Origin of the sequence: Paractinoplanes rhizophilus (genome assembly GCF_042664765.1) — a bacterium.
Taxonomy (GTDB): domain Bacteria; phylum Actinomycetota; class Actinomycetes; order Mycobacteriales; family Micromonosporaceae; genus Actinoplanes; species Actinoplanes rhizophilus.
Genome location: NZ_JBHTBJ010000030.1, coordinates 1 through 26,335, shown reverse-complemented (window position 1 = coordinate 26,335; position 26,335 = coordinate 1). Strand labels below are relative to the sequence as shown.

Genomic DNA, 26,335 nt, shown 5'->3' with positions numbered 1-26,335 from the left:
TGGCATGCGCCCCGGTGGACAGCCCAACATGCAGCAGATCATGAAGCAGGCCCAGAAGATGCAGCAGCAGGTCGCGCAGGCGCAGGCCGAGCTGGCCGCCGCCGAGGTGACCGGCAGCGCCGGCGGTGGCCTGGTGACCGTGCTGATGACGGGCCTCGGCGAGGTCAAGTCGGTGCGGATCGACCCCAAGGCGGTCGACCCGGAGGACGTCGAGACGCTGGAGGACCTCGTGCTCGCGGCCGTCCGCAACGCCGCCGAGGAGCAGCGCGAGCTCACCGAGGCCAAGATGGGGCCGGTGACCGGCGGTCTCGGCGGCGGCCTCGGGATCCCGGGATTCTGATCACGTGTACGAAGGCGCCATCCAGGACCTGATCGACGAGCTGGGGCGGCTCCCGGGTGTCGGACCCAAGAGCGCCCAGCGGATCGCCTTCCACGTCCTGTCCGCCGACCCGGCGGATGTCAACCGGCTCGCCACCGCGCTGCGCAAGGTCAAGGAGCTGGTCCGCTTCTGTACGACCTGTTTCAACGTGGCCGAGTCCGAGCAGTGCCGGGTGTGCCGCGACCCGCGCCGCACCAACGAGGTGCTGTGCGTGGTCGAGGAGCCGAAGGACGTGGTGGCGATCGAGCGGACCGGCGAGTTCCGTGGCCGGTACCACGTTCTTGGCGGGGCGATCAACCCGCTGGAGGGCATCGGCCCGGACAACCTCCGGATCCGGGAGCTTCTGCTGAGGCTCGGCACCGGCGAGGTTCACGAGTTGATTCTCGCCACAGATCCGAACACGGAGGGTGAGGCCACGGCGACCTATTTGGCGCTCATGGTGAAGCCCATGGGCATCTCGGTCACCCGTCTGGCCAGTGGTCTGCCGGTCGGCGGTGACCTTGAGTACGCCGATGAGATAACACTTGGTCGGGCGTTCGAGGGACGTCGAGCTATTTAGATATACGTCTTGTAACGCGGTCGTAACGCCCTGCTAGTGATTTAGTCCGGAATAGCTAGATTCGGGCCTTCTCACGCGGTAGCTTCCGTTTGGCGGCGCCGTAGGTCACAAGCACATCACGAGGGAGACACGGAACCGTCCGCGTGCGGTCCGTGAACTTGACCGAGGCACCACATTAGGTGAATGTTCCTTGCGATGGCGGCACCCCCGCCGTCGAGTGCCTTCGTGGCGCGGACTCATCTGACCGTCGCGACGAGGGTCGGCACTCGAGGCATGAGACAACCGATCGGTTGCCGGAAGCTGCGGGTAGCCATCGCCCACCGGCCCACCGCTCTGTGGTGTGTCGCGGGCTGTGAGCGCCCCGCTTCGACCCGGCCACCGGGAGAGGACCGGCGCTAGATGTCGCTTGGCCCAGAGGCGCCCATCGCCGATGAGACAACGGCGCCCACCGCCGACGCGGCGCTGGAGCGGAGCCCTGGCGAAGCCGCAGTCGCCGGCCGGTCGCTGAAGCAGATCGCCTGGCGTCGTCTCAAGAAGGACCGGGTCGCGATCGGCGGCGGCATCGTCATCATCGTGCTGATCGTCATCGCGATCATCGCTCCGCTGCTGATGAAGTGGTTCGGGCACCCGTACGACGAGCTGCACAACGACAAGATCGACCCGACGCTCGGCCTTCCGCTCGGTCATCTCGGTGGCATCTCGGGGGACTACCTCCTGGGTGTCGAGCCGGTCAACGGCCGCGACATCTTCAGCCGGATCGTCTACGGCGCCCAGACCACGCTGACCGTCGCGTTCCTTTCCGCGTTCCTGTCGACGTTCCTCGGTGTGGTCTTCGGCATGTCGGCCGGCTTCATCGGCGGCTGGGTCGACTCGGTGATCAGCCGCGTCATGGACTTCCTGCTCGCGTTCCCGCAGCTGCTCTTCTCGATCGCGCTCGTCTCGGTGCTGCCGGCCACCTCGTTCGGGCTCGGCCCGCGCTGGTCGCGGGTGCTGGTGCTGGTCGCGGTCATCGGGTTCTTCGGCTGGCCGTACATCGGCCGCATCGTCCGCGGTCAGACGCTGTCACTGCGCGAACGAGAGTTCGTCGAGGCGTCGCGCAGCCTGGGCGCGCGGTCGCCGCGCATCCTCTTCCGCGAGGTCCTGCCCAACCTGGCGGCACCGATCCTCGTCTACACGACGCTGATCATCCCGACCAACATCCTCACCGAGGCGGCGCTGAGCTTCCTCGGCGTCGGTATTCCGCCGCCGTATCCGTCCTGGGGCGGCATGCTCGCGGACGCGCTCGGTTTCTACCGGTACGACCCGATGTTCATGATCATTCCCGGCGCGATGATCTTCATCACCGTGCTGGCGTTCAACCTGTTCGGCGACGGTCTTCGCGACGCGCTCGATCCGAAGACCCACTGACGAGCATGAATCTCGGTGACCCCCCGCAGGTCGCCGTTCGAGGAGGTAGGAGTTCAGGTGGCAGGCAAGACGAAGGTGATGGTGGCCGCCACGGCCGCCCTCACATTGGGGCTGACCGCCGCATGCGGTGGCAGCTCGGATGACAACAAGGACAACGGGGGGACCTCCAGCACGGGTGCCTCCTTCAACGCCGCGGCGACCAAGATCGTCAACCCGAGCGACAAGAAGGGCGGCACGCTCAACTTCTGGAGCTCGCAGGACGTCGACTCGTTCGACCCGGCGATCTCGTACTACGGCTGGTCGATCGACATGAACCGGCTGTACAGCCGGACGCTGATGACGTACACGCCGAAGCCCGGCCCGGACGGCCTGATCCTGTCCCCCGACCTGGCCGAGGCGGCGCCGCAGGTCAGCGAGGACGGCAAGACCTACACGTTCAAGCTGAAGAGCGGCCTGAAGTTCGACGACGGCTCGCCGATCACCTCGAAGGACATCAAGTACGGCATCGAGCGGATCTTCGCTCAGGACGTCGTCCCCGGCGGCCCGCTGTACCTGATCGAAGAGCTGGACCAGGGCCAGAAGTATCCCGGCCCGTACAAGGACACCGACCCCAACAAGCTGGGCCTGAAGACCGTCGAGACGCCCGACGACTCGACGATCATCTTCCACCTCAAGGCGGCGAACGCGAACTTCCCGTACGAGCTGGCCCTGCCCGGCGGTGCCCCGGTGCCGCAGAAGCGGGACACCGGCGACAAGTACGCCCTCGCGCCGGCCTCCTCGGGCCCGTACAAGTTCGAGAGCATCCAGCCCGGTAAGGGCGCGACCCTGGTCCGCAACCCGAACTGGGACCCGGCGACCGACCCGAACCGCAAGGCGCTGCCCGACAAGATCGTCCTGACGATCACCACCAACGCCGACGACATGGACTCCCGTCTGATCGCCGGCACCGCCGACCTGGACTCGAGCCAGAGCGGTGTGCAGACCCAGGCGCGTACGCAGATCCTGACGAACGACAAGCTCAAGGAGACCGCGTACAACCCGAACAACGGCTTCATCCGCTACGCGGCCCTGTCGCCGAAGGTCGCGCCGTTCGACAACATCGAATGCCGCAAAGCGGTCATCTACGCGTCCGACCCGACGACGCTGCAGACCGCTCGCGGTGGCCCGATCGCCGGTGGTGACATCGCCACCAACATGCTGCCGCCGAACATCCTCGGCGCCGACCCGAAGTACGACCCGTACGGTCGCGCCCAGGGCAAGCCGCAGGTGGACAAGGCCAAGGCCGCCCTGCAGGCGTGTGGCAAGCCGAACGGCTTCGACACCAAGATCGCGGTCCGGAACAACAAGCCGGCCGAGATCGCCACGGCGACCGCTCTGCAGGCGGCGCTCAAGACCGTCGGCATCAACGCCGCGATCGAGCAGTACGACGGCAAGAACATCAGCTCCGTGGTCGGCTCGCCGAGCGTCGTCAAGGCCAAGGGCTACGGCATCATGATCGCCGGCTGGGGTGCTGACTTCCCGACCGGTTACGGCTACCTCGCCCCGCTGGCGAGCGGCTCGTTCATCGCGCAGTCCGGCAACTTCAACCTGCCCGAGATCAACGACCCGGCCATCAACGACCTGTTCGCCAAGGGCCTGGCCGAGAAGGACGCGCAGGCGGCGGCGGCCGACTACCAGCAGGCCAACGAGAAGGTCATGGACGGCTACTACTACCTGCCGTTCGTCTTCGACAAGGCGCTCAACTACTACAACCCGCGGCTGACGAACGTGTACTTCCACCAGGGCCTGGCCATGGTCGACTTCGCGTCCCTCGGCGTCAGCGACGGCAAGTGATCCCAGCCGGTCGCGGTAGCACCGACGGGTAAATCGAAGGGCAGGTGAAGGCCGCCCCCTCCGGGCGGGTGCCGGGTTCGCAAGAGCCCGGCACCCGCTCGGTGTTCGGCCGAAAGTCGTGCTGGCTTACCTCATCCGGCGGCTGTTCAACGCCGTCGTGACGCTGATCGTGGTCACCTTCGTGACCTTCTGCGTCTTCTTCCTGGTGCCCAAGGCCACCGGGAGCGACCCTGCGCTGCTGTACATCGGCAAGCAGGCCGACCCCGTGGCGATCGAGGGCATCCGCACCAAGCTCGGGCTCAACGACCCGATCCTGGTTCAGTACGGCAAGTTCCTGAGCGGCCTGGTGGTCGGCCGGGACTACACCAACGGAACGGAAGTCACTCACTGCGACGCCCCCTGCCTCGGCTACTCGTTCAAGACCAACCAGGAGGTGTGGCCGCTGCTGACGGAGGCCCTCCCGGTCACCGTCTCGCTCGCCATCGGCGCCGCCGTGCTCTGGGTGCTGATGGGCGTGGTCTTCGGCGTGATCTCGGCGCTCCGGCGCGGCACGATCTGGGACCGATCGGTGATGACGATCGCCCTGGCCGGCGTCTCGCTCCCGATCTACTTCACCGGTCTGTTGTCGCTGAGCATCTTCGTGTACTGGCTGGGCTGGCCCAACCCGAGTTACACGCCGTTCATCGACAATCCGTGGGACTGGTTCACCGGCCTGATCCTGCCGTGGATCACGCTCGCGTTCCTGTTCGCGGCGACGTACGCCCGGCTCACCCGGGCCAACATGCTCGAGACCCTCGGCGAGGACTACATCCGCACCGCCCGGGCCAAGGGCCTGCGTGAGCGCACCGTCATCGGCAAGCACGGCCTGCGCTCCGGCCTCACCCCGCTGGTCACCATCTTCGGCCTCGACCTGGGCGCGCTGCTCGGCGGCGCGGTCCTCACCGAGGCGGTCTACAACCTGCGCGGCCTCGGCTATTACGCCCTCAACGGCATCCGCACCAGCGACCTGCCGGTGATCCTGGGCGTGACCCTGTTCGCCGCGTCCTTCATCGTCATCATGAACCTGATCGTCGACCTGCTGTACGGCGTCATCGACCCGCGCGTGCGGCTGGGCTGAGAGAGGCGCCAGATGTCCATCAGCTCACCCATTCAGCGGCCGTTCCTCGAGGTCAAGGACCTCAACGTCCGCTTCCAGACCGACGACGGCCTGGTCCAGGCCGTCACCGGGTCGACCTTCTCGCTGGAGAAGGGCAGGACGCTCGGCATCGTCGGCGAGTCCGGCTCCGGCAAGAGTGTCACCTCGCTGGCCATGCTCGGCCTGCACCGCACCCGCATGAACGCGAAGGTCACCGGCGAGATCTGGCTGGACGACCAGGAGCTGGTCACCGCGACCGACGAGCAGGTGCGCCTGCTGCGCGGCGGCAAGATCGCGATGATCTTCCAGGACCCGCTGAGCGCCATGCACCCGTACTTCACGGTCGGGTCGCAGATCGTCGAGGCCTATCGGATCCACCACCCCGGCGTGAACAAGAAGGTGGCCCGCGAGCGGGCCATCGAAATGCTGGCCCGGGTCGGCATCCCGCAGCCGGAGCGCCGGTTCAACGACTACGCGCACCAGTTCTCGGGCGGTATGCGCCAGCGCGCCATGATCGCGATGGCCCTGGTCAACGACCCGGCGCTGCTGATCGCGGACGAGCCGACCACCGCGCTCGACGTCACCGTGCAGGCACAGATCCTCGACCTGATCCGCGACCTGCAGGAGGAGTTCGGCTCGGCGGTCATCATGATCACCCATGACCTGGGCGTGGTGGCCGAGCTGGCCGACGACGTCCTGGTCATGTACGGCGGAAAGATCATCGAGAAGGGGCCGGCTCTCGACGTCTTCAAGAACCCGCAGCACCCGTACACCTGGGGTCTGCTCGGGTCGATGCCCCGCCTGGACCGCGACGTCCGCGATCGGCTCACCCCGGTCAAGGGCAGCCCGCCCAGCCTGATCAACCTGCCCAACGGGTGCGCCTTCAACCCGCGTTGCCCCTATGCGGGGCGCAACGGCGACCGGTCCTTCACCGAGGTGCCGATGCTGCGCGACGATGGTCACAGCGCCGGGCACCTGGTCGCCTGTCACCTTCCCGCGGAAGATCGACGCAAGATCTTCCAGGAGGAAGTGCTACCGAACCTGTGAGCGGAGTGATGGAACGATGACTGAGAACCTGCTCGAGGTGTCGGGGCTCGAAAAGCACTTCCCGATCACGAAGGGCCTGCTCAAGCGCCAGGTCGGCGCGGTGCGCGCGGTCGACGGCATCGATCTTCAGGTGCGGGCCGGCGAGACGCTGGGCCTGGTGGGCGAGTCCGGCTGCGGCAAGTCGACCACGGGCCGGCTGTTCAGCCGGATTCTCGAGCCGACGGGCGGCAAGATCGTGTTCGCCGGCGAGGACATCTCGCACAAGTCGGCCGGGCAGCTGCGGCCGCTCCGCCGCGACGTACAGATGATCTTCCAGGACCCGTACTCGTCGCTGAACCCGCGGCACACGGTCGGCTCGATCATCGCGGCGCCGCTGCAGATCCAGAACATCCCGACCCCGCAGGGCACCAAGAAGGCGGTCCAGGAGCTGCTCGAGCTGGTCGGCCTCAACCCCGAGCACTACAACCGGTACCCGCACGAGTTCTCCGGCGGTCAGCGCCAGCGCATCGGCATCGCCCGCGCGCTGGCCCTGCGGCCCAAGATGATCATCGCGGACGAGCCGGTGTCGGCGCTCGACGTGTCGATCCAGGCGCAGGTGGTCAACCTGCTCGACGACCTGCAGCGCGAGTTCGACCTGACCTACGTGTTCATCGCGCACGACCTGTCGGTGGTCCGGCACATCTCGGACCGGGTCGCGGTGATGTACCTGGGCAAGGTCGTGGAGATCGCCGAGCGGCGCGACCTCTACCGCAACCCGCGCCACCCGTACACCGTCGCCCTGATGTCGGCCGTCCCGGTGCCCGACCCGGCCCGGCGTGATCGCGCGCAGCGCGAGCGCGTGCTGCTCACCGGCGATGTGCCGAGCCCGATCAACCCGCCGTCCGGCTGCCGCTTCCGCACGCGCTGCTGGAAGGCGCAGGACATCTGCGCCACCGAGGAGCCGCCGCTGGTCACCCGCCTGGACGACCCGGCGACCCACCTGACGGCGTGTCATTTCCCGGTGGTGGCGGAAGAGGTCGTGGCGGGCCGCCGGCCGGCTGCAACTCCGGCGTAGAGCCTGATTTCGTACGGCGTGAGCACCCGTTCCCGCCGGATCCACCCGGATCCGGCGGGACAGCTTTTCTCAGCCCTCGGGCCGGTTGAGGATCCCCACCACGACCTGGTGCACGGCGGCGGCGTCCGCCGGGTCCTTGAGCGTGGCCTTCCCGCCGGTGACCGTGTACCACTCGTCGGCTTCCTTGTACTGCACCTGGACGGTCGCGTCGGCGCCCGAGACCTCGGTGTGCAGCGTCAGGTCGCCGGTCACGACGCCGACCTCATCGGTCATGACGCCGCCGGGACCGGCGACGATGTCGGTGGTCAGATCCGTGGTCATGAACATTTCTCCAGCATGTCGGCGAGGGCGGACTTCTCGGCGGTGGTGACCGTGAGCTTCCAGTGGGTCTTCACCGCGATCCAGTCTCGCGCATACTCGCACCACGCGCCGGTGTCGGACGGCTTCCAGGTGGACGGATCCTGGTCGCCCTTCGAGCGGTTGGACGACGCCGACACCGCGACCAGCTGCGGGTCGTCCAGGTCGTTGGCGAAATCCCGGCGCCGGGCGGTGGTCCAGGCCGACGCGCCCGAGCGCCACGCGTTCGCGAGCGGCACCATGTGGTCGATGTCCACCTGGGTCGGTGCGGTCAGCTGCTTGCCGTCGTAGAGGCTCTTCCAGGTGCCGGCCACCACGTTGCAACCGGAGAACTTCACCTTGGTGCCGTCGCGCTTGAGCACCGAGTCGCGGACGTCGCAGTTCTTGCCGGTGCTGCGCCAATGCGGGAACTTGTCGCGGCTGTAGCCCTTCATCGAGCCGGCCTTGGCCACGACGAGCTTGTCGAGCTGCGCCTCGGCGTCGCCGGCGGCCGCGCCGGAGCCTTCGCCGGACGAAGACGCGGACGCCTCGCCGGACGACGTGGACGAGGAGCCGGAGGTCGCACCCGAGGTAGCGCCCGCCGAGGGGGACGGGCCGACGGCGATCGAGACGCCTTCGCAGGCGCTCAGGCTGAGGGCGGCGGCGGTCAGGAGGGCAACGGTCCATCGAGGAGTGTGAGGGGGCACTCCCTCAGCGTAGGAGTGCCCCGCCCGTTCTGTCCGGGTCGATCACCCGTGAGTGGATCATCCCGCGCGCCGCCGTTGCGGCGCGCGGAGGCGAGCTCAGCGCGCGCGGTTGATGGCGCTGGTCACTGCCTTGATAGACGCGCTGACGATGTTGGCGTCGATGCCCACGCCCCAGACCACCTTGTCGCCGACCTCGACCTCGACGTACGCCGCGGCCTGCGCGTCGCCGCCGGAGGTCAGCGCGTGCTCGTTGTAGTCCAGCACCCGGGCCTGGATGCCCAGCGGCTGCACCGCCTGCACGAACGCGTCGATCGGGCCGGTGCCGACGCCGATCAGCGGGCGGCGTACGCCCCGGTGGAAGACCTCGACGTCGATCTCGACCTTGCCGTCGACGGTCGCCGTGCTGTAGCCCTCGATCTTGAAGGCGGTCGACTGCTGGTGGTCGGTCAGGTACTCCGACGCGAAGATGTCCCACATCTCCTGCGGGGAGACCTCGCCGCCCTCGGAGTCGGTGTGGTGCTGCACCACGCCGGAGAACTCGATCTGCAGCCGCCGCGGCAGGTCGAGGTTGTGCTCCTCCTTCATGATGTACGCCACGCCGCCCTTGCCGGACTGCGAGTTGACCCGGATGACCGCCTCGTAGCTGCGGCCCAGGTCCTTGGGGTCGATCGGCAGATAGGGCACGCCCCAGGTGAACTTGTCGACCTCGACCCCCGCCTGGTCCGCATCGGCCTTCAGCCACGCGAAGCCCTTGTTGATCGCGTCCTGGTGCGAGCCGGAGAACGACGTGTAGACCAAGTCGCCCACGTACGGGTGACGCTCGTGCACCGGCAGTTGGTTGCAGTACTCGACGGTCCGCTTGATCTCGTCGATCTGCGAGAAGTTGATCATCGGGTCGATGCCCTGGGAGAACATGTTCAGCCCCAGCGTCACCAGGTCGACGTTGCCGGTGCGCTCGCCGTTGCCGAACAGGCAGCCCTCGACGCGGTCGGCGCCGGCCAGCAGGCCCAGCTCGGCGGCGGCCACCCCGGTGCCGCGGTCGTTGTGCGGGTGCAGCGACAGGATCACCGACTCGCGGCGCGGCAGGTGCCGGTCCATCCACTCGATCGAGTCGGCGTACACGTTCGGGGTGGCCATCTCGACCGTGGCCGGCAGGTTGATGATCAGCGGGCGGGCCGGCGTGGGGTCGATCACGTCGATCACCGCTGAGCAGACCTCCAGCGCGTACTCCAGCTCGGTGCCCGTGTACGACTCGGGGGAGTACTCGTAGAAGATCTCGGTGTCCGGCGTGTAGATCTCCGCGTACTTCTGGCAGAACCGGGCGCCGCTGGTGGCGATGTCGGTGATGCCGTCCTTGTCCAGGCCGAATACGACCCGACGCTGCAGCACCGAGGTCGAGTTGTAGAAGTGCACGATCGCGCGCTTGGCCCCGCGCAGCGACTCGAAGGTGCGCTCGATCAGGTGTTCCCGGCACTGCGTCAGCACCTGGATGGTGACGTCGTCGGGGATCAGATCCTGCTCGATGAGCTGGCGGATGAAGTCGAAATCGGTCTGCGACGCCGCCGGGAAGCCGACCTCGATCTCCTTGTAGCCCATCTGCACCAGCAGCATGAACATGCGCCGCTTGCGCTCGGGGGACATCGGGTCGATCAGGGCCTGGTTGCCGTCGCGCAGGTCGACGGCGCACCAGCGGGGCGCGGCCTCGACGTGCCGCGTGGGCCACTTGCGGTCGGGCAGATCAATCTTGAATTGCTGCTGGTACGGCGCGTACCGCTCGAACGGCATCGAGCTCGGGCGCTGCGTGGCAAAAGGGTTGTCGACGGTGGACATGTGGGCTGCTCCAAACGAAACGAGGCGTTCAGGCGGCGCCGCGATCTCAGAGAACGCAGAAACTCCGCGACGAGGTGCCGGCCTGGAATGGGGCCTCGTCGCGGCAGCGAAGAAGGAGCGTCTGCCACATGTCGGAATCACCCTACGTGATCAACTCGGACGTGGCTAACTCTACGCCCGGATCGTGGGATGCCGGGGTCAGGCGGGTGAGGCGCTGCCGGACGGCTGCTCGACGGCCGGCGGTGCGTCGGTGCTCAGCGCCTGGCCGGGCACCTCGGGGCCGGGCAGCGCCACGGTGCGCGGGCCGGTGACCTGGCTGACCAGCTTGAGCACGCCGAAGTCGACTCGGGCCGCGGTCAGCACGCCGTCCGGGGCGTAGCAGTAGATGCCGATGTCGACCGGCGCCTTGAGCGCGGCCGAGATCGAGTCGATCGAGAAACACGTGCCCTGCGCGCCCTTGAGCGGCTCGACCTCGGTCACCGACAGCGGCGACTGCCGGTCGGTGAAGACCGGGAGCCATTGCCGGAACAACCGCTCGACCTGGGGGGAGTACTCCCTCGGCACGCGCTTTCCGGCATCCGCCACCCGTACACATGTCGGGGTTATCGGGTTGCTCGGGGACGACACGGTGCATTGGAAGACCCCGGCCGCGGTCGAGACGATCGACACGTCGGTGGTGCCGCCGAGAACGGCGTCGCTGACATCGACCCGCCATGTGCCATCCGCGCCGATCGTGGCCACCACGTTGTGCTTCCGGCCGTCGCCGCCGGAGGTGAGCGTGTAGAGCGCGGCGTACGCCTTGTCCTGGGCCAGCGCGGCCCGCGCGGCCAACTCGGCCCGGCCGTCCGGATCGTCGCCGCCCGCCGGTGGCGGCGCGGACGCGGTGGCCGGCGGGGTCTCGGTGCCGCCGCAGCCCGCCGCGACCGCCGGCACCAGCAGCGCGGCGGCCGACACGGACAACAGCAGGGAGCGTGGGCGCACCGAGACATTCTCGCCTCCCGGCCCGCCCGGGGCCGCAATCTGGGATCGCGTGTCGGCCTCCCGGCTCGTCGCGGCTACTGTGGTGGCGATTGCCCTGACCGGCGCCGCCGGTGTGATGTTGGAGGAATGGTTCCCCGTGGCACTGGTGGTGCAGAAATACGGTGGCTCGTCCGTCGCGACCGCCGAGCGCATCAAGCGGGTGGCGGAGCGCATCGTGGCCGCCCGCAAGGCCGGCGACGACGTGGTCGTGGTGGTGTCCGCGATGGGTGACACCACCGACGAGCTGCTCGACCTGGCCAACCAGGTGAGCCCGCTGCCGCCCGGCCGCGAGCTCGACATGCTGCTGACCGCGGGCGAGCGCATCTCGATGGCGCTGCTCGCGATGGCGATCCACAACCTCGGTTACGAGGCCCGGTCGTACACGGGCTCGCAGGCCGGCGTGCTGACCACCTCGGTGCACGGCAAGGCCCGGATCATCGACGTCACCCCCGGCCGCCTGCGCTCGGCGCTCGACGAGGGCGCGATCGCGATCGTGGCCGGCTTCCAGGGCGTCTCGCAGGACACCAAGGACATCACCACCCTCGGCCGCGGCGGCTCCGACACGACGGCGGTGGCCCTGGCCGCGGCCCTGCACGCCGACGTCTGCGAGATCTACACCGACGTCGACGGCGTGTTCACCGCCGATCCGCGCATCGTGCCCAACGCCAAACACATCAAGCAGATCACGTACGAGGAGATGCTCGAGCTCGCCGCCGGCGGGGCGAAGGTGCTGATGTTGCGATGCGTGGAGTACGCCCGCCGCTTCAGGGTGCCGATCCACGTACGCTCTTCGTATTCCAACAAGCCCGGCACGATGGTCACCGGATCGATGGAGGACCCTTCTGTGGAACAAGCGCTGATCACCGGGGTCGCCCACGAGCGGAGCGAGGCCAAGATCACGATCGTCGGAGTGCCCGACGAGCCCGGCGCGGCCGGCCACATCTTCAACACGGTGGCCCAGGCCGAGATCAACATCGACATGATCGTGCAGAACATCTCGACCGAGGGCACCGGCCGCACCGACATCTCCTTCACCCTGCCGAAGGCGGACGGCCCGACCGCGATGACCGCCCTCGACAAGATCAAGGAAAAGATCAAGTTCAAGAGCCTGCTCTTCGACGACCACGTGGGCAAGGTGTCGCTGATCGGCGCCGGCATGCGCTCGCACCCCGGCGTGGCCGCCTCGTTCTTCGCCTGCATCGGCGAGGCCGGCGTCAACATCGAGATGATCTCCACCTCCGAGATCCGGGTCTCGGTGGTCTGCCGCGACAGTGACCTCGACACCGCCGTCCGCGCCGTGCACGAGCAGTTCGAGCTCGGCGGCAACGAGGAAGCGGTGGTGTACGCGGGCACCGGCCGGTAAGCGCACCGATGGCGCAGCCCACGCTCGCCGTCGTCGGGGCCACCGGCTCCGTCGGCACGGTCATGCTCGAGCTGCTCACCTCCCGGCGCAACGTCTGGGGGGAGATCCGGCTGCTCGCGTCCGCGCGCTCGGCCGGCAAGCAGCTCTCCTGCCGCGGTGAGCGGCTGACCGTGCGCGAGCTGACGGCCGAGGCGTTCGACGGCGTCGACGTGGCGCTGTTCGACCTCCCCGACGACGTCTCGCTCGAGTGGGCGCCGGTCGCGACCGCGCGCGGCGTGACGGTGGTGGACAATTCCGCGGCCTTCCGGATGGATCCGGACGTCCCGCTCGTGGTCCCCGAGGTCAACCAGGACGCGATGCACGACCGCCCGCGCGGCATCGTGGCCAACGCCAACTGCACCGTGATGGCCATGATCATGGCGATCGCGCCGCTGCACCGCGAGTACGGCCTGCGCGAGCTGGTCCTGGCGTCCTACCAGGCGGCCTCGGGCGCCGGCCAGATCGGCGTCGACACCCTGCACGACCAGCTCAGCAAGGTGGCCGGCGACCGGCTGCTCGGCTCCCGCCCCGGCAACGTGCGCCAGGCCGTCGGCGACGACCTGGGCCCGTTCACGGCGCCGCTCGCGCTCAACGTGGTGCCCTGGTCGGGAGATGTGGCGCCGCTCGGCTGGTCGTCCGAGGAGCTCAAGCTCCGCAACGAGTCCCGCAAGATCCTCGGCATCCCGGCGCTCAAGGTCTCGGCGACCTGCGTGCGGGTGCCGGTGGTGACCGGCCACTCGATCGCCGTGCACGCCGTGTTCGGCTCCGAGGTCACCGCCGACGGCGCCCGGCAGGTGCTGCGCAACGCGCCCGGCGTGATCCTGGTCGACGACCCGGAGTCGGGCGAGTTCCCGATGCCGATCGACGCGGTCGGCACCGACCCGTCCTGGGTGGGCCGCATCCGGCGGGCGATGGACGACCCGCGGGCGCTCGACCTCTTCGTGACCGGCGACAACATGCGCAAGGGGGCGGCGCTGAACACCGTGCAGATAGCGGAGCTGGTAGCTGTTGAGCTGAGTTAGCCGGCGTCGCTGAGCTGAGCTGGCCGGCGTCGCCTCCGGCGCCTCGCGCGATCGCCCCTTTTAGGCCGATGAGGAGTCAGCCGCTTCATCGGCGGGGCGATCGCGCGAGTCCCCTGATTCGGAGTTCACGGAAAGTACGTGGTCGGGTCGGGGTCCCTGGCAGGTAGGGGCCCGTGTCAGGTCCGGTCTTCTCGGGTCAGGTCAGGTCTGCTCTTGTTAGTAGGGCTCGTAGCTTGATTCCCTCGGCTGCTAGGGCCTCGGCGCCGCCCTCCTGGCGGTCGATCACGCACAGGGCGTGGTCTACGTGGGCGCCCAGCCTGCGCAGCTCGCCGGTGGAGATCACCACCTGGCCGCCCGAGGTCACCACGTCCTCCACGACCAGCACCCGGCGGCCGGCCACCTCGGCGCCCTCGGCGAGCCGCGCGGTCCCGTACTGTTTCGCCTGCTTGCGGACGAACGCGGTGGGCAGCTTGGCGTGCCGGGCCAGCGCCGTCACCACGGCGATGCCGCCCATCTCGAGGCCGGCGAGCACCTCGGTGCCCTCGGGGATCAGCACGGCCATCCGCTGGGCCAGCTGGTCGAGCAGCTCCGGATCGGCCTCGAACTGGTACTTGTCGAAATACTCGTTGGCGATCCGCCCCGAGCGCAGAACGAACTCGCCGGTCAGGCGGCTCACGTCGCGGACCCGCCGCGCGAGGTCTTCAGAGGAAGTCACAAGGACCTAGCCTGTCAGGCCGCCTCGAGACAACCGACAGCACCCCGCATGCAACCACTCAGCAACCAACAAAACGTGCCGATCAGAAGATCATGGAGACGCACCGCTGGTTCGGCGCCGGCCAGAGCAGCGCCGCCGACTCCGCCAAGGCCGGTGCCGAGGCCGCCGCCGAGGCGATCGGCGGGCGCAAACCCAAGGCCGTCGTCGTCTTCAGCTCGGTCGCGCACGACCTGCCCGTGCTGCTCGCCGCCGTGCGGGCGGAGGCCGGCCCGGACGCGGCGATCGTGGGCAGCACGACGATGGGCGAGCTCGGCAACGCCGGGATGACGGTGGGCGGGGTGGCGATAGCCGCGCTCGGCGGCGATGGCTTCACCGTGCATACGCGGGCGGCGCAGCTCGACCCGCACGATCTGCGGGCGGCCGGCGCCGCCGCGGCCGAGGCGCTGCGCGGCCTGCACGACCCGAACCGGGTGCTGATCCTGCTGGCCGACGGGATGACCGGGCGGCCGCACGAGATCGTCCGCGGCGCGTACTCGGCGGTCGGCGCGGCCTGGCCGCTGGTCGGCGGGTTCGGCGCCGACGACCGGCACTTCGAGCGGACCTACCAGTTCTGCGACGACGAGGTTCTCAGCGAGGCCGTGGTGGGGCTCGCGCTCGGCTCGGACGGCCCGCTCGGCATCGGCGTGGCGCACGGCTGGCGGCGCACCGAGCCGCCGATGGTGGTCACCCGGAGCCAGGGCGCGCACATCTACAGCCTCGACGACAAACCGGCCCTCGACGTGCTGCTGCGCCGCAACAACTTCGAGGGCACGGCCGAGGAGTTCTTCGACCGGGGGCGGGCGCTGCAGCCGCTCGGGCTGTCCCGGCGCAACGGCGAGGACATCCGGGTGATTCACGCCGGCGACGACGAGGCGCGCTCGGTCTGGGGCACCGCCGACGTGCCGCAGGGTGCGCTGGTGTGGCCCATGGAGGCCGACCGGCAGGCGCTGATCGACGGCGCGACCTGGTCGTGCACCGAGGCGATCGCGCGGCTCGACGGGCTGGCGCCGCTCGGGGTGCTCGCCTTCGACTGCGGCGGACGGCGGGCCGGTTTGATCGACGGTGGCATGCAGGACGAGATCGACGCGATACGCGAGGCGCTGGGCGACGCCCCGTTCGCGGGCTTCTACACCAGCGGAGAGATCGCCCGGGTGCGCGGCGCCAGCGGGCTGCACCACCTCACCCTGGTCACCCTCGCTCTGGGCTGACGCATGCTGACCTACCTGCTGACCGAGTACTTCACCGCGGTCAACGCCGCCGCCGACGAGGCGTCGGCGATCACCGGCGCCGTCGAACGGGCGGCCGAGATGGTCGAGGCCGAGGTGGGCGCGGTGGTGCGGGAAGGCAAGGTCTCCGAGGCGTACGGATTCAGCGGCGCCCCGCCGGAAGCGGGCCTCCTGGCCGTCGCCGCCGGTGAATCTCTGCTCGACGTCGCCGGCCTCGGCGAGCTGTACGCGGTGGCCAGCCCGCTGGGCGGCGAGAACGCGGACGCGCTGATCGTCGGCCGGGCCGGCGAGCCGTTCATCCCCGAGGAGCGGCAGATGCTCCAGGGCATGGCGCAGGTGCTGGGGTTGGCGCTGCGCAGCATCCGGGTCCTCGCCGCCGAACGGCACCTGCGGGAGGAGAAGGAGCGCCAGGCGACGACGGCGCAGACCCGCCAACGGCTGGTCGAATCGCTGCTGACCATCCAGCGGGCGATCTCCGCCCGCCGGCCGTTGCCCGAGATCCTCGACGCGGTGACCGGCGGCGCGGCCGAGTTGCTGGCCGGCGCGACGGTATCGCTGCTGCTCGCCGAGGGCGGACCCGATCGGCGGCTGAGCGTCGCCTCCACCTGCGGCGGCGCCGACGGCCGGCCGCTGTACGACTCGGCGGCCCGGGCCGCGATGTCCGGCGGCGCGGTGCTGATCCGCTCGGACGGCGGCGGGACGGTGATCGCCGCGCCGGTGCGGGTGACCGGCGAGATGGCCGGCAGCCTGGTCGCCCACCTGCCCGGCGGCGCCGAAAAGTACGCCGAGCAGCGCGACCAGCTCGCCGCCTTCGCCCAGCAGGTCAGCCTCGCCCTGACCGACGCCCGTACCGTGGAGGCGGTCCGCGAGGCACACCACGACCCGCTCACCGGCCTGCCCAACCGGGCCCTGTTTCTCAAGATCCTGAACCGGGTGCTGGCGTCGCGGAACACCGACGGCGACCCGACCAGCGTGCTGTTCATCGACCTCGACCGGTTCAAGACGGTCAACGACAGCCTTGGCCACGAGGCCGGCGACCAGCTGCTCGCCCTGGTCGCCCGGCGGCTGCGCGCCTGCGTACGGGCCAGCGACACCACCGCCCGCCTGGGTGGCGACGAGTTCGCCGCGCTCCTGCACGACTCTCCCACCGGAACGGCCGTGGTCGTCGGCGAACGGATCATCGCCGCGATCAAGGAGCCGTTCCGGGTCGCCGGCCGCGAGATCTTCATCGGCGCCAGCATCGGCATCGCCACCTCGCGCGACTCCGCCGAACGCTCCGAGGCCCTGCTGCACAACGCCGACCTGGCCATGTACCGCGCGAAGCGGGACGGGGCCGGCCGGGTGCTGGTCTACGAGCCGTACATGCAGAGCGAGGCCCTCGACCACCTGAGCCTGCGCGGCGACCTCCAGCGCGCGCTGCGCGAGGGCGAGTTCCGGTTGCAGTACCAGCCGCTGATCCGCCTGTCCGACCTCGCGCCGACCGGGGTCGAGGCCCTGATCCGCTGGCACAGCCCGACCCGCGGCTTCGTCTCGCCGGTCGACTTCATCCCGATCGCCGAGGAGTTCGGCCTGATCGTCGACATCGGCCAGTGGGCGCTCGAGACCAGCGCGAAGCAGGTGGCGCTCTGGCGGCGAGACTTCCCCGATCTGGGGCTCAACGTCAACGTCTCCGGTCATCAGCTGGTGCATCCCCGCTTCGCCGACGCGGTGATGCGCGCGCTGGCGATCGCCGGCCTGCCGTCCAGCGCCGTCACGCTCGAGCTCACCGAGTCGGTGCTGATGAGCGAGCCCGACCTGGGCAAGGCCGCCCTGCACGCGCTGCGCGGCCTCGGCGTCCAGCTGTCGATCGACGACTTCGGCACCGGCTATTCGTCGCTCGCGTACCTGCGTGAGCTCCCGGTCGACGAGCTCAAGATCGACCGCGCCTTCATCGCCCGCGCCGAGCTCACCGGCGAGGATCTGGCTCTGGTACGCACCATCGTCGAGCTCGCCCAGATCCTCGGCCTGCGCACCGTCGCCGAGGGCATCGAGAACGCCAACCAGCTCGCCGCGCTGCGCCGCCTGGGCTGTGCCTACGGCCAGGGCTACCACCTGTGCCGCCCCACGGACCCTTCGGACCTGCCTGCTCGCCTGGCCGGCGAACAGATCTTCACCCATCCGCGTACTTGATCACCGCGCTACAACATGGGAGATCCTTTTGGGGTACTTTTCGCCTAATTGGTGCTAATTACTCGGAAGGAACATTCCGTGACACCCTTCGCATTGTTCTTCCTCCTCGCACTTGCCGGCTCCTCCTGCTTCGCCCTCGGCCGCGCGCTGGGCCGAGGCGAACGTTACGAGAAGGGCTACCGAGAGGGCTTCCGCGACGGCGAAACCGGCTCCCTGGCCCGAGCCGCTCGCCTGATCCAGTTGGACGCCCGCCCCGCGATCGCCCCCGCCGTCGAGTCGATGCTCGGTCCGTACTCGGTCCCGCAACAACTCCCGAGCCGCAGCGTCGGCCCGTCGGTGGCCGCGGTCCCGGTGCGGCCGCAGTTGGCCCTTTAAAAACCATGCGGGGGTACGGCGTCAGCCGTGCCCCCGCTGAGTAGTGCGCCCCATCTTCGCAGCGTCAATTGTCGCGACGAGACTCCAGCCATTCCCCGTTGTCGCGAAGTATCCACGCGAAGCCGTAAAGGGCATCGTATCGAGGATCAGCCATCCCGCCCGCGGCCGCTTCCTGATGCTCCGCCTCAATGCCCCCAGCAGCCAGATGTTCAGAAATCCTGTATGTTCAGGGAGCATGAACAAGGCGGCGCTGTGAACGGCGGGATTGGAGCGCGGATGCGGCCACGAAGCGACGAACTGCTGGACTCTGCGCTGACCCAGTTGGCAGATGCCGGCGTCGTTGTCGCTGAGATCGGCGGCGACGACCGGAACGCCGGCGGCCGACTGCTCCAGCTGAGCCTCGGCGGACGCACATGCACCTACGAAGTCCAGCTCCGTACCAAGGTCTCGCCCGCGTCAGCGCAAACCTCCCGGCCGTCTCCGGGGCGAAAGCTCCTGCTGGTCGCGCCCCACATTTCGGACCAGACCGGAGAAGCGCTGCGCCGGCAGCATGTGCACTACGTCGACTCGGTCGGCAACATGTTCCTCCGCGGCGACGGGCTCCTGCTCGACGTGCGCGGACGTCGTGGTCCCGCAATCCGGCCCGGCACGCCGGGCAAGCCCCTGCGGGCGTTCAAATCGAGCGGCCTCAAGGTGATCTTCGCTCTGCTGGCCGACCCTGACCTGGTCACCGCCACATACCGCGAGATAAGCCGGGCCAGCGGCGTATCACTCGGCACGGTCCAGTGGGTGCTGGCCGAACTCGAAACCGCCGGTTATGTGACCACGAATCCACGGCAGTTGCACCGGACTCGGAAACTCTTCGATCGATGGGTGGAGGCGTACGCGTTCGACCTTTGGCCCCGCCTGACCCTGGCAACCTTCGACGCGATGAATCCGGACTGGTGGAAGAACGCTGACGACAGCGTGCGGGCAGCCGGAGCGTTGTGGGGCGGAGAGTCGGCCGCTCATCGCATCAACCCGAGACTGCGACCGCAGAAGGCCGTGCTGTACGCCACTGAAGTCCCGCGGCAGTTGGCCATCGACTATCGGTTCCGAAATCCCCACGGGGACGGAGGTGTCGAGGTCCGCCAACTCTTCTGGCATCTCCCGGCGAAACCCTCCTTGACCGTGCCCACGCCGTTGATCTACGGCGACCTGGTCGCCTCGGCCGACCCGCGGTTGACCGAGGCGGCTGCCGACCTTCGGGAGAACGATGCGCTCCTTCAACGCCTCGACCGCGGCTGACCTGGAGCCAGTCGCATTGGTACTGGCCGAACTGAGTCGCCGGGCGAGCGAATGCGGCGTCGAGATCATGGTTGTCGGCGCCACGGCCCGAGACATCCTGATCCGGCATGTCGTTGGATCCGTGCCGGAGCGCGCCACGGCCGATATCGATGTAGCGGTGGCTGTGAACGTCTTCGGATTCCGGGAGGCGATGGCCGCCGCAGTCCACGTGACGTTTCCGGGGAACCTGGTGGTCCCGGTGGCCTCGCTGCCCGCCCAGTCAGTGCTGAAAATCCTCGCGTGGCAGGATCGTCATCACGACAACCGGCGTGACGCGATCGACCTGAAGAGCATCATTACGGCCTATCACGAAGGTCCGTACCTCGATCAGCTGTATGTAGACCATCAAGAGTTGGTCGAGCTTCACGAATTCGACCCGAGGTTGGCCGGCGCTCACCGCAGCGGACGCGAGGCCCGGTCTTTGCTGGCTCGGGAAAATCCGGGATTCGTCACAGCATTGCTCGACTCCCCCGAGCAGTTCGACCTGCTGGCTGCCGATATGGGCGGCCTGGTGCGGGAGAACCGGTCCCTGCTGCTGGCCTACAGCAAAGGCTTCGCCGAACCGCCGCCCGAGACGCTGTAGCCGCCGTCAGAGCAGTGTGATGACGATTGCGGCGAGCATGCCGAGGGCGGTGGCGCCGGCGGCGATGGTCAGGGCCAGCGTGCCGTGGGGTTCGGCTCGGCGGAGGGCTGCTACGCCGCAGATGATGGCCAGGATGCCGAACGCCGGGGGCAGGACTATGCCCATGGGCGCGACCAGGATCGCGATCAGCGCCAGGAGGATGGCGGCCATGTCGAAGCGGTTGCCGGTCCGTGGGCGGATCTCTTCGTTGGCGGGGACGGGCCGGGGCTGGCTGTGGGGCTGCGGGGGCAGCTGCGTCGGGGGCTGCTGGGTCGGCTCGAACGGCTGTGGGTGTGGCTGCGCCTGCTGGGTCGGTGAGAACGGCTGTGGGTGTGGCTGAGCCTGGGGCGCTGGGGAGACCAGTGGGCTGTAGAGCTGCCAGGCCGGGGAGATCGGGTGCGGGAGGGCTTCGCTGGCCGGGAGCGGTGGCTGTGGGGGGAACGTGGGCTGGGGGTAGGCCGGCGTTGCCGGCGGCGGCACGTCGTATCGCTCGTAGGCGGGGAGGGAATGCGAGTCGCCGCTCGGTGCGGACAGGAGGTAGGTGGGCTGCGAGAAGTTCGTGAATGTGGGAGGGGTGTGGTCGCCGAAGGTGGGGGTCGTGGAGACGGCGGGGGGCCACGCCAGGCGGGGCGGGGAAATGGGGGTCGCCTGGGGCTCGGCGTGGACGGTGGGAATCTGCCGGGTGGGGGCCGAATGCCAGGCGGGTGTGGCGGTGGGTTGGCCGCAGGTGCCGCAGTAGGCGGCCTGGGCGGACAGGGCCGAGCCACAGTTGGTGCAAAGCATGGGCGTCTCCAGGGGGTAGGCCTGGAGTAGATCGGTCACTTGTTCGGGGACTTGAGGCACGCATCGGGGCGGGCTGTCACCCGAGCAGCCGGGGGCCCCGCTGTTGCGGTTGTGGGACGGGGCCGCCCGTACGATATGAGGGGTTTGAAAAATGCAGTCGGCGTGAGCTAAACGCCCAGCTGGCGGCGCACCTCGGCCGCTACGCGGCCACCCTCGGCGCGGCCGGCTACGGCGGCCTGAGCTGCCTTCATAGCGGGACCCATCTGGGCCTTGCCGGCGAAGCCGCCGGCCGCCAGCGCGTCCCGGACGAGCGCGGCGATCTCGTCGTCGGTGAGCTGTTTGGGCAGGTAGCGCTCGATCACCTCGCCCTCGGAGCGCTCCTTGGCGGCCTGCTCGGGACGGTTGGCGTCGGCGAAAGCGGTGGCTGCCTCGCGGCGCTTCTTGGACTCCTTGGCGAGGACGGCCAGGACCTCGTCGTCGGTGAGAGCGCGTGCCTCGGTGCCGGCCACCTCGGCGTTGCGGACGGCGGCCAGGGCCATGCGCAGCGTCGCCGTCGTCAGCTCGTCTCGGGCCTTCATGGCGGTGTGCAGGTCGTCGTTCAGGCGGTCTTTCAGCGTCCCCATGGAGGGAGAAACTACTCTTGCCCTCATGCGCAAGCGTCCCCTTATCGCCCTGGCCGCCGGTGTGGCGGCGGCCGGAGCGGCCACCTTCGCCTACTCGTCGCTGATCGAGCGGAACCTTTTCACGCTGCGGCGCTTCGACGTGCCGGTCCTCGAGCCGGATGCCGAGCCGCTGCGGATTCTGCACCTCTCGGACCTGCACATGATGCCCGACCAGCGGCGCAAGCAGGACTGGGTGGCCTCGCTGATCGGCACCGACCCCGACCTGGTCGTGGTGACCGGCGACAACATGTCCGATCCGGGCGCGGTGCCGGGAGTGTTGCGGGCGCTGGATCCGTTCCTGTCGGTGCCGGGTGCGTTCGTGTTCGGGTCGAACGACTATCGCGGGCCGGTGTGGGGGAATCCGCTGCGGTATCTCCTGCCCGGGGAGCGCGAGTACGTGCAGGGGGTCGACCTGCCGTTCGAAGACCTGCGCAGCGCCTTTGTCGACGCCGGCTGGGCGGATCTCAACAACGCCCGGACCGTGGTGAAGGCCGGCGGGCGGTCCATCGAACTCGTCGGCGTGGACGACCCGCATGTCGATCGGGACGACTATCCGTCCGTGTCCGGCGCCGTCTCGAGCGGTGCTGACCTGCACATCGGCGTGACCCACACGCCGGCGGCGCGGGTGCTGGACGCCATGGCCGCGGACGGGTTCGCGCTGCTGCTGGCCGGGCACACGCATGGGGGACAGGTTCGGGTGCCGTTGTATGGGGCCTTGACGACCAACTGCGACCTGCCGCTGTCGATGGCCCGCGGGGTGCATCGGTGGCCGGGGTCGGACGCGTGGCTGCACGTGTCGGCCGGGCTGGGGACGCACCCGACGGCGCCGATCCGGTTCGCGTGCCGGCCGGAGGCCTCCGTGTTGACGCTGATACCGCGCTGACCTGCGGTTATGGGGGTGGGGGGATACCGATTTCGCGTCCGGTGGAGCGTCGGATAGTATTTGCTGGCAGCTCGGGGTGTGGCGCAGCTTGGTAGCGCGCTTCGTTCGGGACGAAGAGGCCGTCGGTTCAAATCCGGCCACCCCGACCAGTGGTATGCCCTGACCAGCTTCTGGCTGGTCAGGGCATACGTCTTTGTCGATGGCATTTTGCATCGTCCCCCGAAAACCCCCCACAAACGGGTGGACACGACCACGTTCGCCACAGAGTGCTCGCTATGGCGTGAACGACCTGGGTCGACGCCTTGGTCCCTCCGCAACTCATGGCGCAGGCTCCTCTTCCCGCCACTCAGCCCTCAGGCACCGCACTCAGACGCTGCGTGAACGCTTCGGGGTGGATTTGACCGAAGTCCGAGCTTAGGAAATCCGGCGACTCGATCGGTCAACGGCATAGGTGCAGGTCAGCCGCTTGCGTGGGTGTCGCTCATGCTCGGCGGGTTGGCTCAGTTGCCATACTTAGCTGCTTGCGCGGGGTACGGCATCGACACGCTCGTTCGGCTGACTGACCATCGTACGTTGGGCGGGTTAGGGATCGACGAAGGCAAAATTGTCAGACCTGGACCGTACGATGACGGTTACCTACCTGGAGGAGGCGCCGCGATGGCAACGGCACCGAGTGACCCCGTTAACAGCACTGAGGAGCCTGACGTCATCGAGATGTCCGCTGCGGAGTGGCAGGAAGCCGTTACCGAGGGACTTAAGCGCGTCGGGCTCTCTCGGTCAGAGCTAAGAGAGCAAGCTCAAGAGAAGAATTTCACCTCGACAGAGGCGCGCAAGCTTTGGATGATGATCGGTGACCAGGGCTGATCTCCGGTCGCAGGCCCGTGAATTTGCGGGCAAGATCCAGACGCTGCTGAACCAGACGGTCGCTGACAACGCGCGAGTGACAGCAGGATTCGTCGGTGAGGAGCGCATGATGGCCGTTGGTGCGAATCTCCAGTTGAGAGACCTCAGCACCAAGCCCATCGCACTTCTTTCCGCGGACAAGAAGATGCGATGCTTTCTCGATATTCAGTATCTACTGTTTCTCGAGGAAACAAGCGATCATTATATGACGGTGAAGACTTCTTACTTTGGGGTTTCAGGATCTGCTGACGCAAAGGATCCTTTCTTTCACTACGACTACGAACGGCACAAGGCCGGATACACCGAGGCGCACCTTCAGGTGCTTGGCGAGAATACGGGCCTTACTCCCATTATGGAAGTGCTCTGCGCTAAGCGAAAGAAGAAAAGTATGGGCGAGTTGCATTTTCCTGTTGGTGGGCGCCGTTTTCGGCCTGCGCTCGAAGATGTTCTCGAATTTCTGATCGATGAACAGCTTGTGCAACCGAAGACCGGGTGGCAAAGCGCGCTCGATCGCACGCGAGAAGAATTCCGTGATATCCAACTCCGGGCTGCTGTACGACAGAACCCTGATCTTGCTCGGGATGCACTCAAGGGGATACCTGAAGGCTGAGGCAGGCCACGGCAGGCAGGAGCCGTTAGCGGGACACCCTGCCTAGCTCGGAAGGCGGCGACCGGACTGCATCGTATTTGCACCTCGCGTCTGTCGGAATTCTTACAGCAACTTGGTCCCGTGGTGGAACTGGTCCACTCAGTCAAGGGCCGGCGGCCTCCGCTCTGCGCCTTCCGGCAATGCCAGGTATCGAGCACCGCCGAGGACGGATACAATCCAGCTAGCCACATTGGACGCCCTCTGCCGGGAAGCTCAGGAATCTATGACTGCCGAAGCTGTTGTGATGAACAAGTCAGCCGTTGCTATGGCGGCCGATAGCGCGGTAACGATCTCCTCCGGCCGGCAGGGTAGCAAGACCTTTGAGACGGTAAACAAGCTTTTTGAGCTTATCAAAGGCCGTCCGGTCGGGTTTATGATTTATGCAAACGCCGAGATCAACGGCATGCCGTGGGAAACTGTTCTTAAGTCGTTTCGGGACGCGAATCGCGACTTATCTCTGCCCTACCTCGAAGACTACGTTGATTCCTTCAGCGAGTATATTAAAGACAACCGTGATATGGTCGGGCCCGCCAGCGAAGTTCGTCTAGTTATCGACAAGGCGTATAACGCGCTGACGGATATTTTTGAGTACGTTTTCGAGCGTCAAGAGTCATGCGTTACCAACACTGGGCGCCTAGTCATGACGCGAGTCTCTTCGTTGGTCACCGAAGCTATCGACCGCGCCGAAGCCCGGTACGAACCCATTCACGACGGCCCCTGGACCGACGCGGTCGGGCCTAAGCAAATACGGGAGACCTTCGGTCAGGCCATTGACATGCTGGTCGGAGAGCTGTTCGGAGAGTGGCGGCTTAAAAAGAGCATCCGAAACCGGCTCTCTAACATTGCTATTAGCTACATTACTAAGGTCGTTCCAGATCCAGCAGCGAGTGGAGTAGTGATAGCTGGCTTCGGCGAGCGGGACTACTTCCCGAAGATGCATAGTGTTCGAGTGCGCGGAATGTTGCGAAACAGTGTCCTTTCGTACGGACACGAGGATGTGGCGATTGAACAGAATTACGCTGGGCACCTCGAAACCTTTGCGGAGGACGAGGAGGCGCGAGCGTACATCTCCGGCGTCAATTCTGCGGTTCGGAAGAAGATCGTCGAGTACTGGCGCGGATGGATGACCGACTCTCGCACCGAAATAGCCAGTACACTAAGTCGCTTCGGTAACCTCACGGCGGCCGAAAAAACCGAGGTTGAAGAAGCGATGTCCAAGATCACATCTGATCGTTTACATGAGTTTATGCATCATATGCAGGACCACGAAGACAGCACCTTCGTTGCACCCTTCTTGGAAAGTATTTCTTTCCTTCCCAAAGACGAGCTTGCAGTGCTGGCGGAGAGTCTGGTTAACCTGACATCCCTCAAGCAGCGGATGGACGTCCAGAGCGTAGCTACCGTTGGAGGGGCCATCGACGTCGCGCTGATCTCGCGAGGTGACGGCTTCGTCTGGTTGAAACGTAAACACTACTTCAGCAGTGAACTTAACCCTAGTTGGCATATGACACACCGTGGTACGTTGCAGTAACGGTAGTAGCTACTACCCGTAGTCTTGTGCTTACAGTGCTCGGCGAGCTGAGACGGGGTGAGACACGTGAGCAAGCAGAGTCAGTCCTCGCTGCGTGCTGAGCGCGAGCGTCGCGCACGTGCGCAGAGACAACTTGAAAACCTCGTGCCAGCCGATGTCCGCCGCAACCTGGAAGCCGCTGGCAAGGCGCGCAGTCGCACTGAAGCCATCGCTGCGAAGTCACGCACGATAGCGCGTCTGCACGCGTTGGTCTGATTGAGCCTGCGTGGCGGACAGCGAGCGACGCTGTCCGCAGATGGGTTGTCAGCCTCAGATGGGTTTGTCAGTCGAGTTCGGTTCTGTCCAGTTTGATCTAAGAATCGTTGCCGGAAGCTTCAGAACTAGGGCCGAGCTTTTGAAGGATCTGAGAGCTGTCCGGGGCGATGGCGGGCTTGACGATGTAGTGCCTCTTGGTGATCTCTTCGCTCTCGTGTCCGAGTTGTGCCGCCGCGTTCTTGGCGCTGGCCTCCCTATCGATGAGGCTGGCGACGGTCTTGCGGAAGCTGTGCGGGGTCACCCAATCCAGGCTGGTATCGGCGCGGGCTTGGCGCCACTTGTCGGGGTACGCGTGAATGTGCCCAGCCACGTACGGATGAACGTGCCCAGGTCCTGGCGTTCAGGGGCTGCGGATCGGGTGAGACTTCGTCCTGTTTGAGGTGATTCAGGGACGGGGGCTGCGGTG

General features: G+C 67.4%; 25 protein-coding genes, 1 tRNA gene and 1 pseudogene. 19 read left to right on the top strand and 8 right to left on the bottom strand.

What is annotated here, in order from left to right; genetic code table 11:
- Positions 1-28 precede the first annotated feature (28 nt).
- From ACFQS1_RS29830 to ACFQS1_RS29800, 7 genes are all read left to right on the top strand, one after another.
- Complete coding sequence (locus tag ACFQS1_RS29830; RefSeq protein ID WP_378974918.1) at positions 29-340, top strand: YbaB/EbfC family nucleoid-associated protein; 312 nt, start codon at positions 29-31, stop codon at positions 338-340.
- Positions 341-344: 4 nt separating this feature from the next.
- Complete coding sequence (gene recR, locus ACFQS1_RS29825) at positions 345-938, top strand: recombination mediator RecR (protein ID WP_378974810.1); 594 nt, start codon at positions 345-347, stop codon at positions 936-938.
- A gap of 399 nt (positions 939-1,337) precedes the next feature.
- Positions 1,338-2,345, top strand: coding sequence for an ABC transporter permease (locus ACFQS1_RS29820; RefSeq protein WP_378974808.1), 1,008 nt, complete (start codon positions 1,338-1,340; stop codon positions 2,343-2,345).
- 57 nt (positions 2,346-2,402) lie between these two features.
- Positions 2,403-4,178, top strand: a complete 1,776-nt coding sequence (locus ACFQS1_RS29815) for an ABC transporter substrate-binding protein (RefSeq protein ID WP_378974806.1) — start codon at positions 2,403-2,405, stop codon at positions 4,176-4,178.
- A gap of 118 nt (positions 4,179-4,296) precedes the next feature.
- Positions 4,297-5,295 carry an ABC transporter permease gene (locus ACFQS1_RS29810; protein ID WP_378974804.1) on the top strand — a complete coding sequence of 333 codons (999 nt, stop codon included), beginning with the start codon at positions 4,297-4,299 and terminating at the stop codon, positions 5,293-5,295.
- Between the two features lie 12 nt (positions 5,296-5,307).
- Positions 5,308-6,360, top strand: a complete 1,053-nt coding sequence (locus tag ACFQS1_RS29805) for an ABC transporter ATP-binding protein (protein WP_378974802.1) — start codon at positions 5,308-5,310, stop codon at positions 6,358-6,360.
- A 16-nt stretch (positions 6,361-6,376) separates the two neighbouring features.
- The gene (locus ACFQS1_RS29800; RefSeq protein WP_378974800.1) at positions 6,377-7,414 is read left to right on the top strand and encodes an ABC transporter ATP-binding protein; all 1,038 of its coding nucleotides are present in this window, start codon (positions 6,377-6,379) and stop codon (positions 7,412-7,414) included.
- 69 nt (positions 7,415-7,483) lie between these two features.
- On the opposite strand, the gene ACFQS1_RS29795 is transcribed toward ACFQS1_RS29800, so the two are convergent.
- The 4 genes from ACFQS1_RS29795 to ACFQS1_RS29780 all read right to left on the bottom strand — a co-directional run bounded on the left by ACFQS1_RS29795 (position 7,484) and on the right by ACFQS1_RS29780 (position 11,268).
- Positions 7,484-7,840, bottom strand: a complete 357-nt coding sequence (locus ACFQS1_RS29795; protein WP_378974797.1) for a hypothetical protein — start codon at positions 7,838-7,840, stop codon at positions 7,484-7,486.
- Positions 7,732-8,457, bottom strand: a complete 726-nt coding sequence (locus ACFQS1_RS29790) for an HNH endonuclease family protein (RefSeq protein ID WP_378974795.1) — start codon at positions 8,455-8,457, stop codon at positions 7,732-7,734. The genes ACFQS1_RS29795 and ACFQS1_RS29790 overlap by 109 nt, the downstream gene beginning before the upstream one ends.
- 96 nt (positions 8,458-8,553) lie before the next feature.
- Entirely contained in the window at positions 8,554-10,287 is a 1,734-nt protein-coding gene (leuA, locus tag ACFQS1_RS29785) for a 2-isopropylmalate synthase (protein ID WP_378974793.1), read from the bottom strand.
- Positions 10,288-10,485: 198 nt separating this feature from the next.
- On the bottom strand, positions 10,486-11,268 hold the full coding sequence (locus tag ACFQS1_RS29780; RefSeq protein WP_378974790.1) for a hypothetical protein: 783 nt from the start codon (positions 11,266-11,268) through the stop codon (positions 10,486-10,488).
- A 136-nt stretch (positions 11,269-11,404) separates the two neighbouring features.
- On the opposite strand from ACFQS1_RS29780, the gene ACFQS1_RS29775 reads away from it, so the two are divergent.
- Complete coding sequence (locus tag ACFQS1_RS29775) at positions 11,405-12,670, top strand: aspartate kinase (protein ID WP_378974788.1); 1,266 nt, start codon at positions 11,405-11,407, stop codon at positions 12,668-12,670.
- A gap of 8 nt (positions 12,671-12,678) precedes the next feature.
- Complete coding sequence (locus ACFQS1_RS29770) at positions 12,679-13,731, top strand: aspartate-semialdehyde dehydrogenase (RefSeq protein WP_378974785.1); 1,053 nt, start codon at positions 12,679-12,681, stop codon at positions 13,729-13,731.
- Positions 13,732-13,927: 196 nt separating this feature from the next.
- Here the strand turns inward: ACFQS1_RS29770 and pyrE are convergent, their stop codons facing one another.
- Positions 13,928-14,446, bottom strand: a complete 519-nt coding sequence (gene pyrE, locus ACFQS1_RS29765) for an orotate phosphoribosyltransferase (protein ID WP_378974783.1) — start codon at positions 14,444-14,446, stop codon at positions 13,928-13,930.
- 92 nt (positions 14,447-14,538) lie between these two features.
- Here pyrE and ACFQS1_RS29760 point away from each other — a divergent pair, with 92 nt between their 5' ends.
- The 5 genes from ACFQS1_RS29760 (at position 14,539) to ACFQS1_RS29740 (ending at position 20,164) form a co-directional block, all read left to right on the top strand.
- A complete protein-coding gene (locus ACFQS1_RS29760; RefSeq protein WP_378974781.1) occupies positions 14,539-15,693 on the top strand; it encodes an FIST signal transduction protein in 1,155 nt (384 codons plus the stop codon).
- Between the two features lie 3 nt (positions 15,694-15,696).
- Positions 15,697-17,880, top strand: coding sequence for a putative bifunctional diguanylate cyclase/phosphodiesterase (locus tag ACFQS1_RS29755; protein WP_378974778.1), 2,184 nt, complete (start codon positions 15,697-15,699; stop codon positions 17,878-17,880).
- A 78-nt stretch (positions 17,881-17,958) separates the two neighbouring features.
- Positions 17,959-18,255 (top strand): hypothetical protein, encoded by a 297-nt coding sequence (locus ACFQS1_RS29750; RefSeq protein ID WP_378974776.1) that lies wholly within the window; start codon positions 17,959-17,961, stop codon positions 18,253-18,255.
- A 222-nt stretch (positions 18,256-18,477) separates the two neighbouring features.
- On the top strand, positions 18,478-19,542 hold the full coding sequence (locus ACFQS1_RS29745; protein WP_378974774.1) for a type IV toxin-antitoxin system AbiEi family antitoxin: 1,065 nt from the start codon (positions 18,478-18,480) through the stop codon (positions 19,540-19,542).
- Positions 19,511-20,164, top strand: a complete 654-nt coding sequence (locus ACFQS1_RS29740; RefSeq protein ID WP_378974771.1) for a hypothetical protein — start codon at positions 19,511-19,513, stop codon at positions 20,162-20,164. The genes ACFQS1_RS29745 and ACFQS1_RS29740 overlap by 32 nt, the downstream gene beginning before the upstream one ends.
- Before the next feature lie 6 nt (positions 20,165-20,170).
- Here the strand turns inward: ACFQS1_RS29740 and ACFQS1_RS29735 are convergent, their stop codons facing one another.
- Both ACFQS1_RS29735 and ACFQS1_RS29730 read right to left on the bottom strand, forming a co-directional pair.
- Entirely contained in the window at positions 20,171-21,025 is an 855-nt protein-coding gene (locus tag ACFQS1_RS29735) for a DUF4190 domain-containing protein (protein WP_378974768.1), read from the bottom strand.
- Between the two features lie 128 nt (positions 21,026-21,153).
- Positions 21,154-21,609: a GatB/YqeY domain-containing protein gene (locus ACFQS1_RS29730; protein WP_378974766.1), complete on the bottom strand. Its 456-nt coding sequence runs from the start codon at positions 21,607-21,609 to the stop codon at positions 21,154-21,156.
- Positions 21,610-21,634: 25 nt separating this feature from the next.
- On the opposite strand from ACFQS1_RS29730, the gene ACFQS1_RS29725 reads away from it, so the two are divergent.
- The 5 genes from ACFQS1_RS29725 (at position 21,635) to ACFQS1_RS29705 (ending at position 25,614) form a co-directional block, all read left to right on the top strand.
- Entirely contained in the window at positions 21,635-22,531 is an 897-nt protein-coding gene (locus ACFQS1_RS29725) for a metallophosphoesterase (protein ID WP_378974764.1), read from the top strand.
- A gap of 72 nt (positions 22,532-22,603) precedes the next feature.
- A tRNA-Pro gene (locus ACFQS1_RS29720) sits at positions 22,604-22,680 on the top strand.
- Positions 22,681-23,005: 325 nt separating this feature from the next.
- Positions 23,006-23,395: a hypothetical protein gene (locus ACFQS1_RS29715; RefSeq protein WP_378974762.1), complete on the top strand. Its 390-nt coding sequence runs from the start codon at positions 23,006-23,008 to the stop codon at positions 23,393-23,395.
- Positions 23,382-24,044, top strand: coding sequence for a hypothetical protein (locus ACFQS1_RS29710; RefSeq protein WP_378974759.1), 663 nt, complete (start codon positions 23,382-23,384; stop codon positions 24,042-24,044). The genes ACFQS1_RS29715 and ACFQS1_RS29710 overlap by 14 nt, the downstream gene beginning before the upstream one ends.
- A gap of 262 nt (positions 24,045-24,306) precedes the next feature.
- On the top strand, positions 24,307-25,614 hold the full coding sequence (locus ACFQS1_RS29705) for a hypothetical protein (RefSeq protein ID WP_378974757.1): 1,308 nt from the start codon (positions 24,307-24,309) through the stop codon (positions 25,612-25,614).
- Between the two features lie 352 nt (positions 25,615-25,966).
- Here ACFQS1_RS29705 and ACFQS1_RS29700 read toward each other — a convergent pair.
- A pseudogene (locus ACFQS1_RS29700) lies at positions 25,967-26,209 on the bottom strand (site-specific integrase); the annotation flags it as partial.
- Positions 26,210-26,335 lie beyond the last annotated feature (126 nt).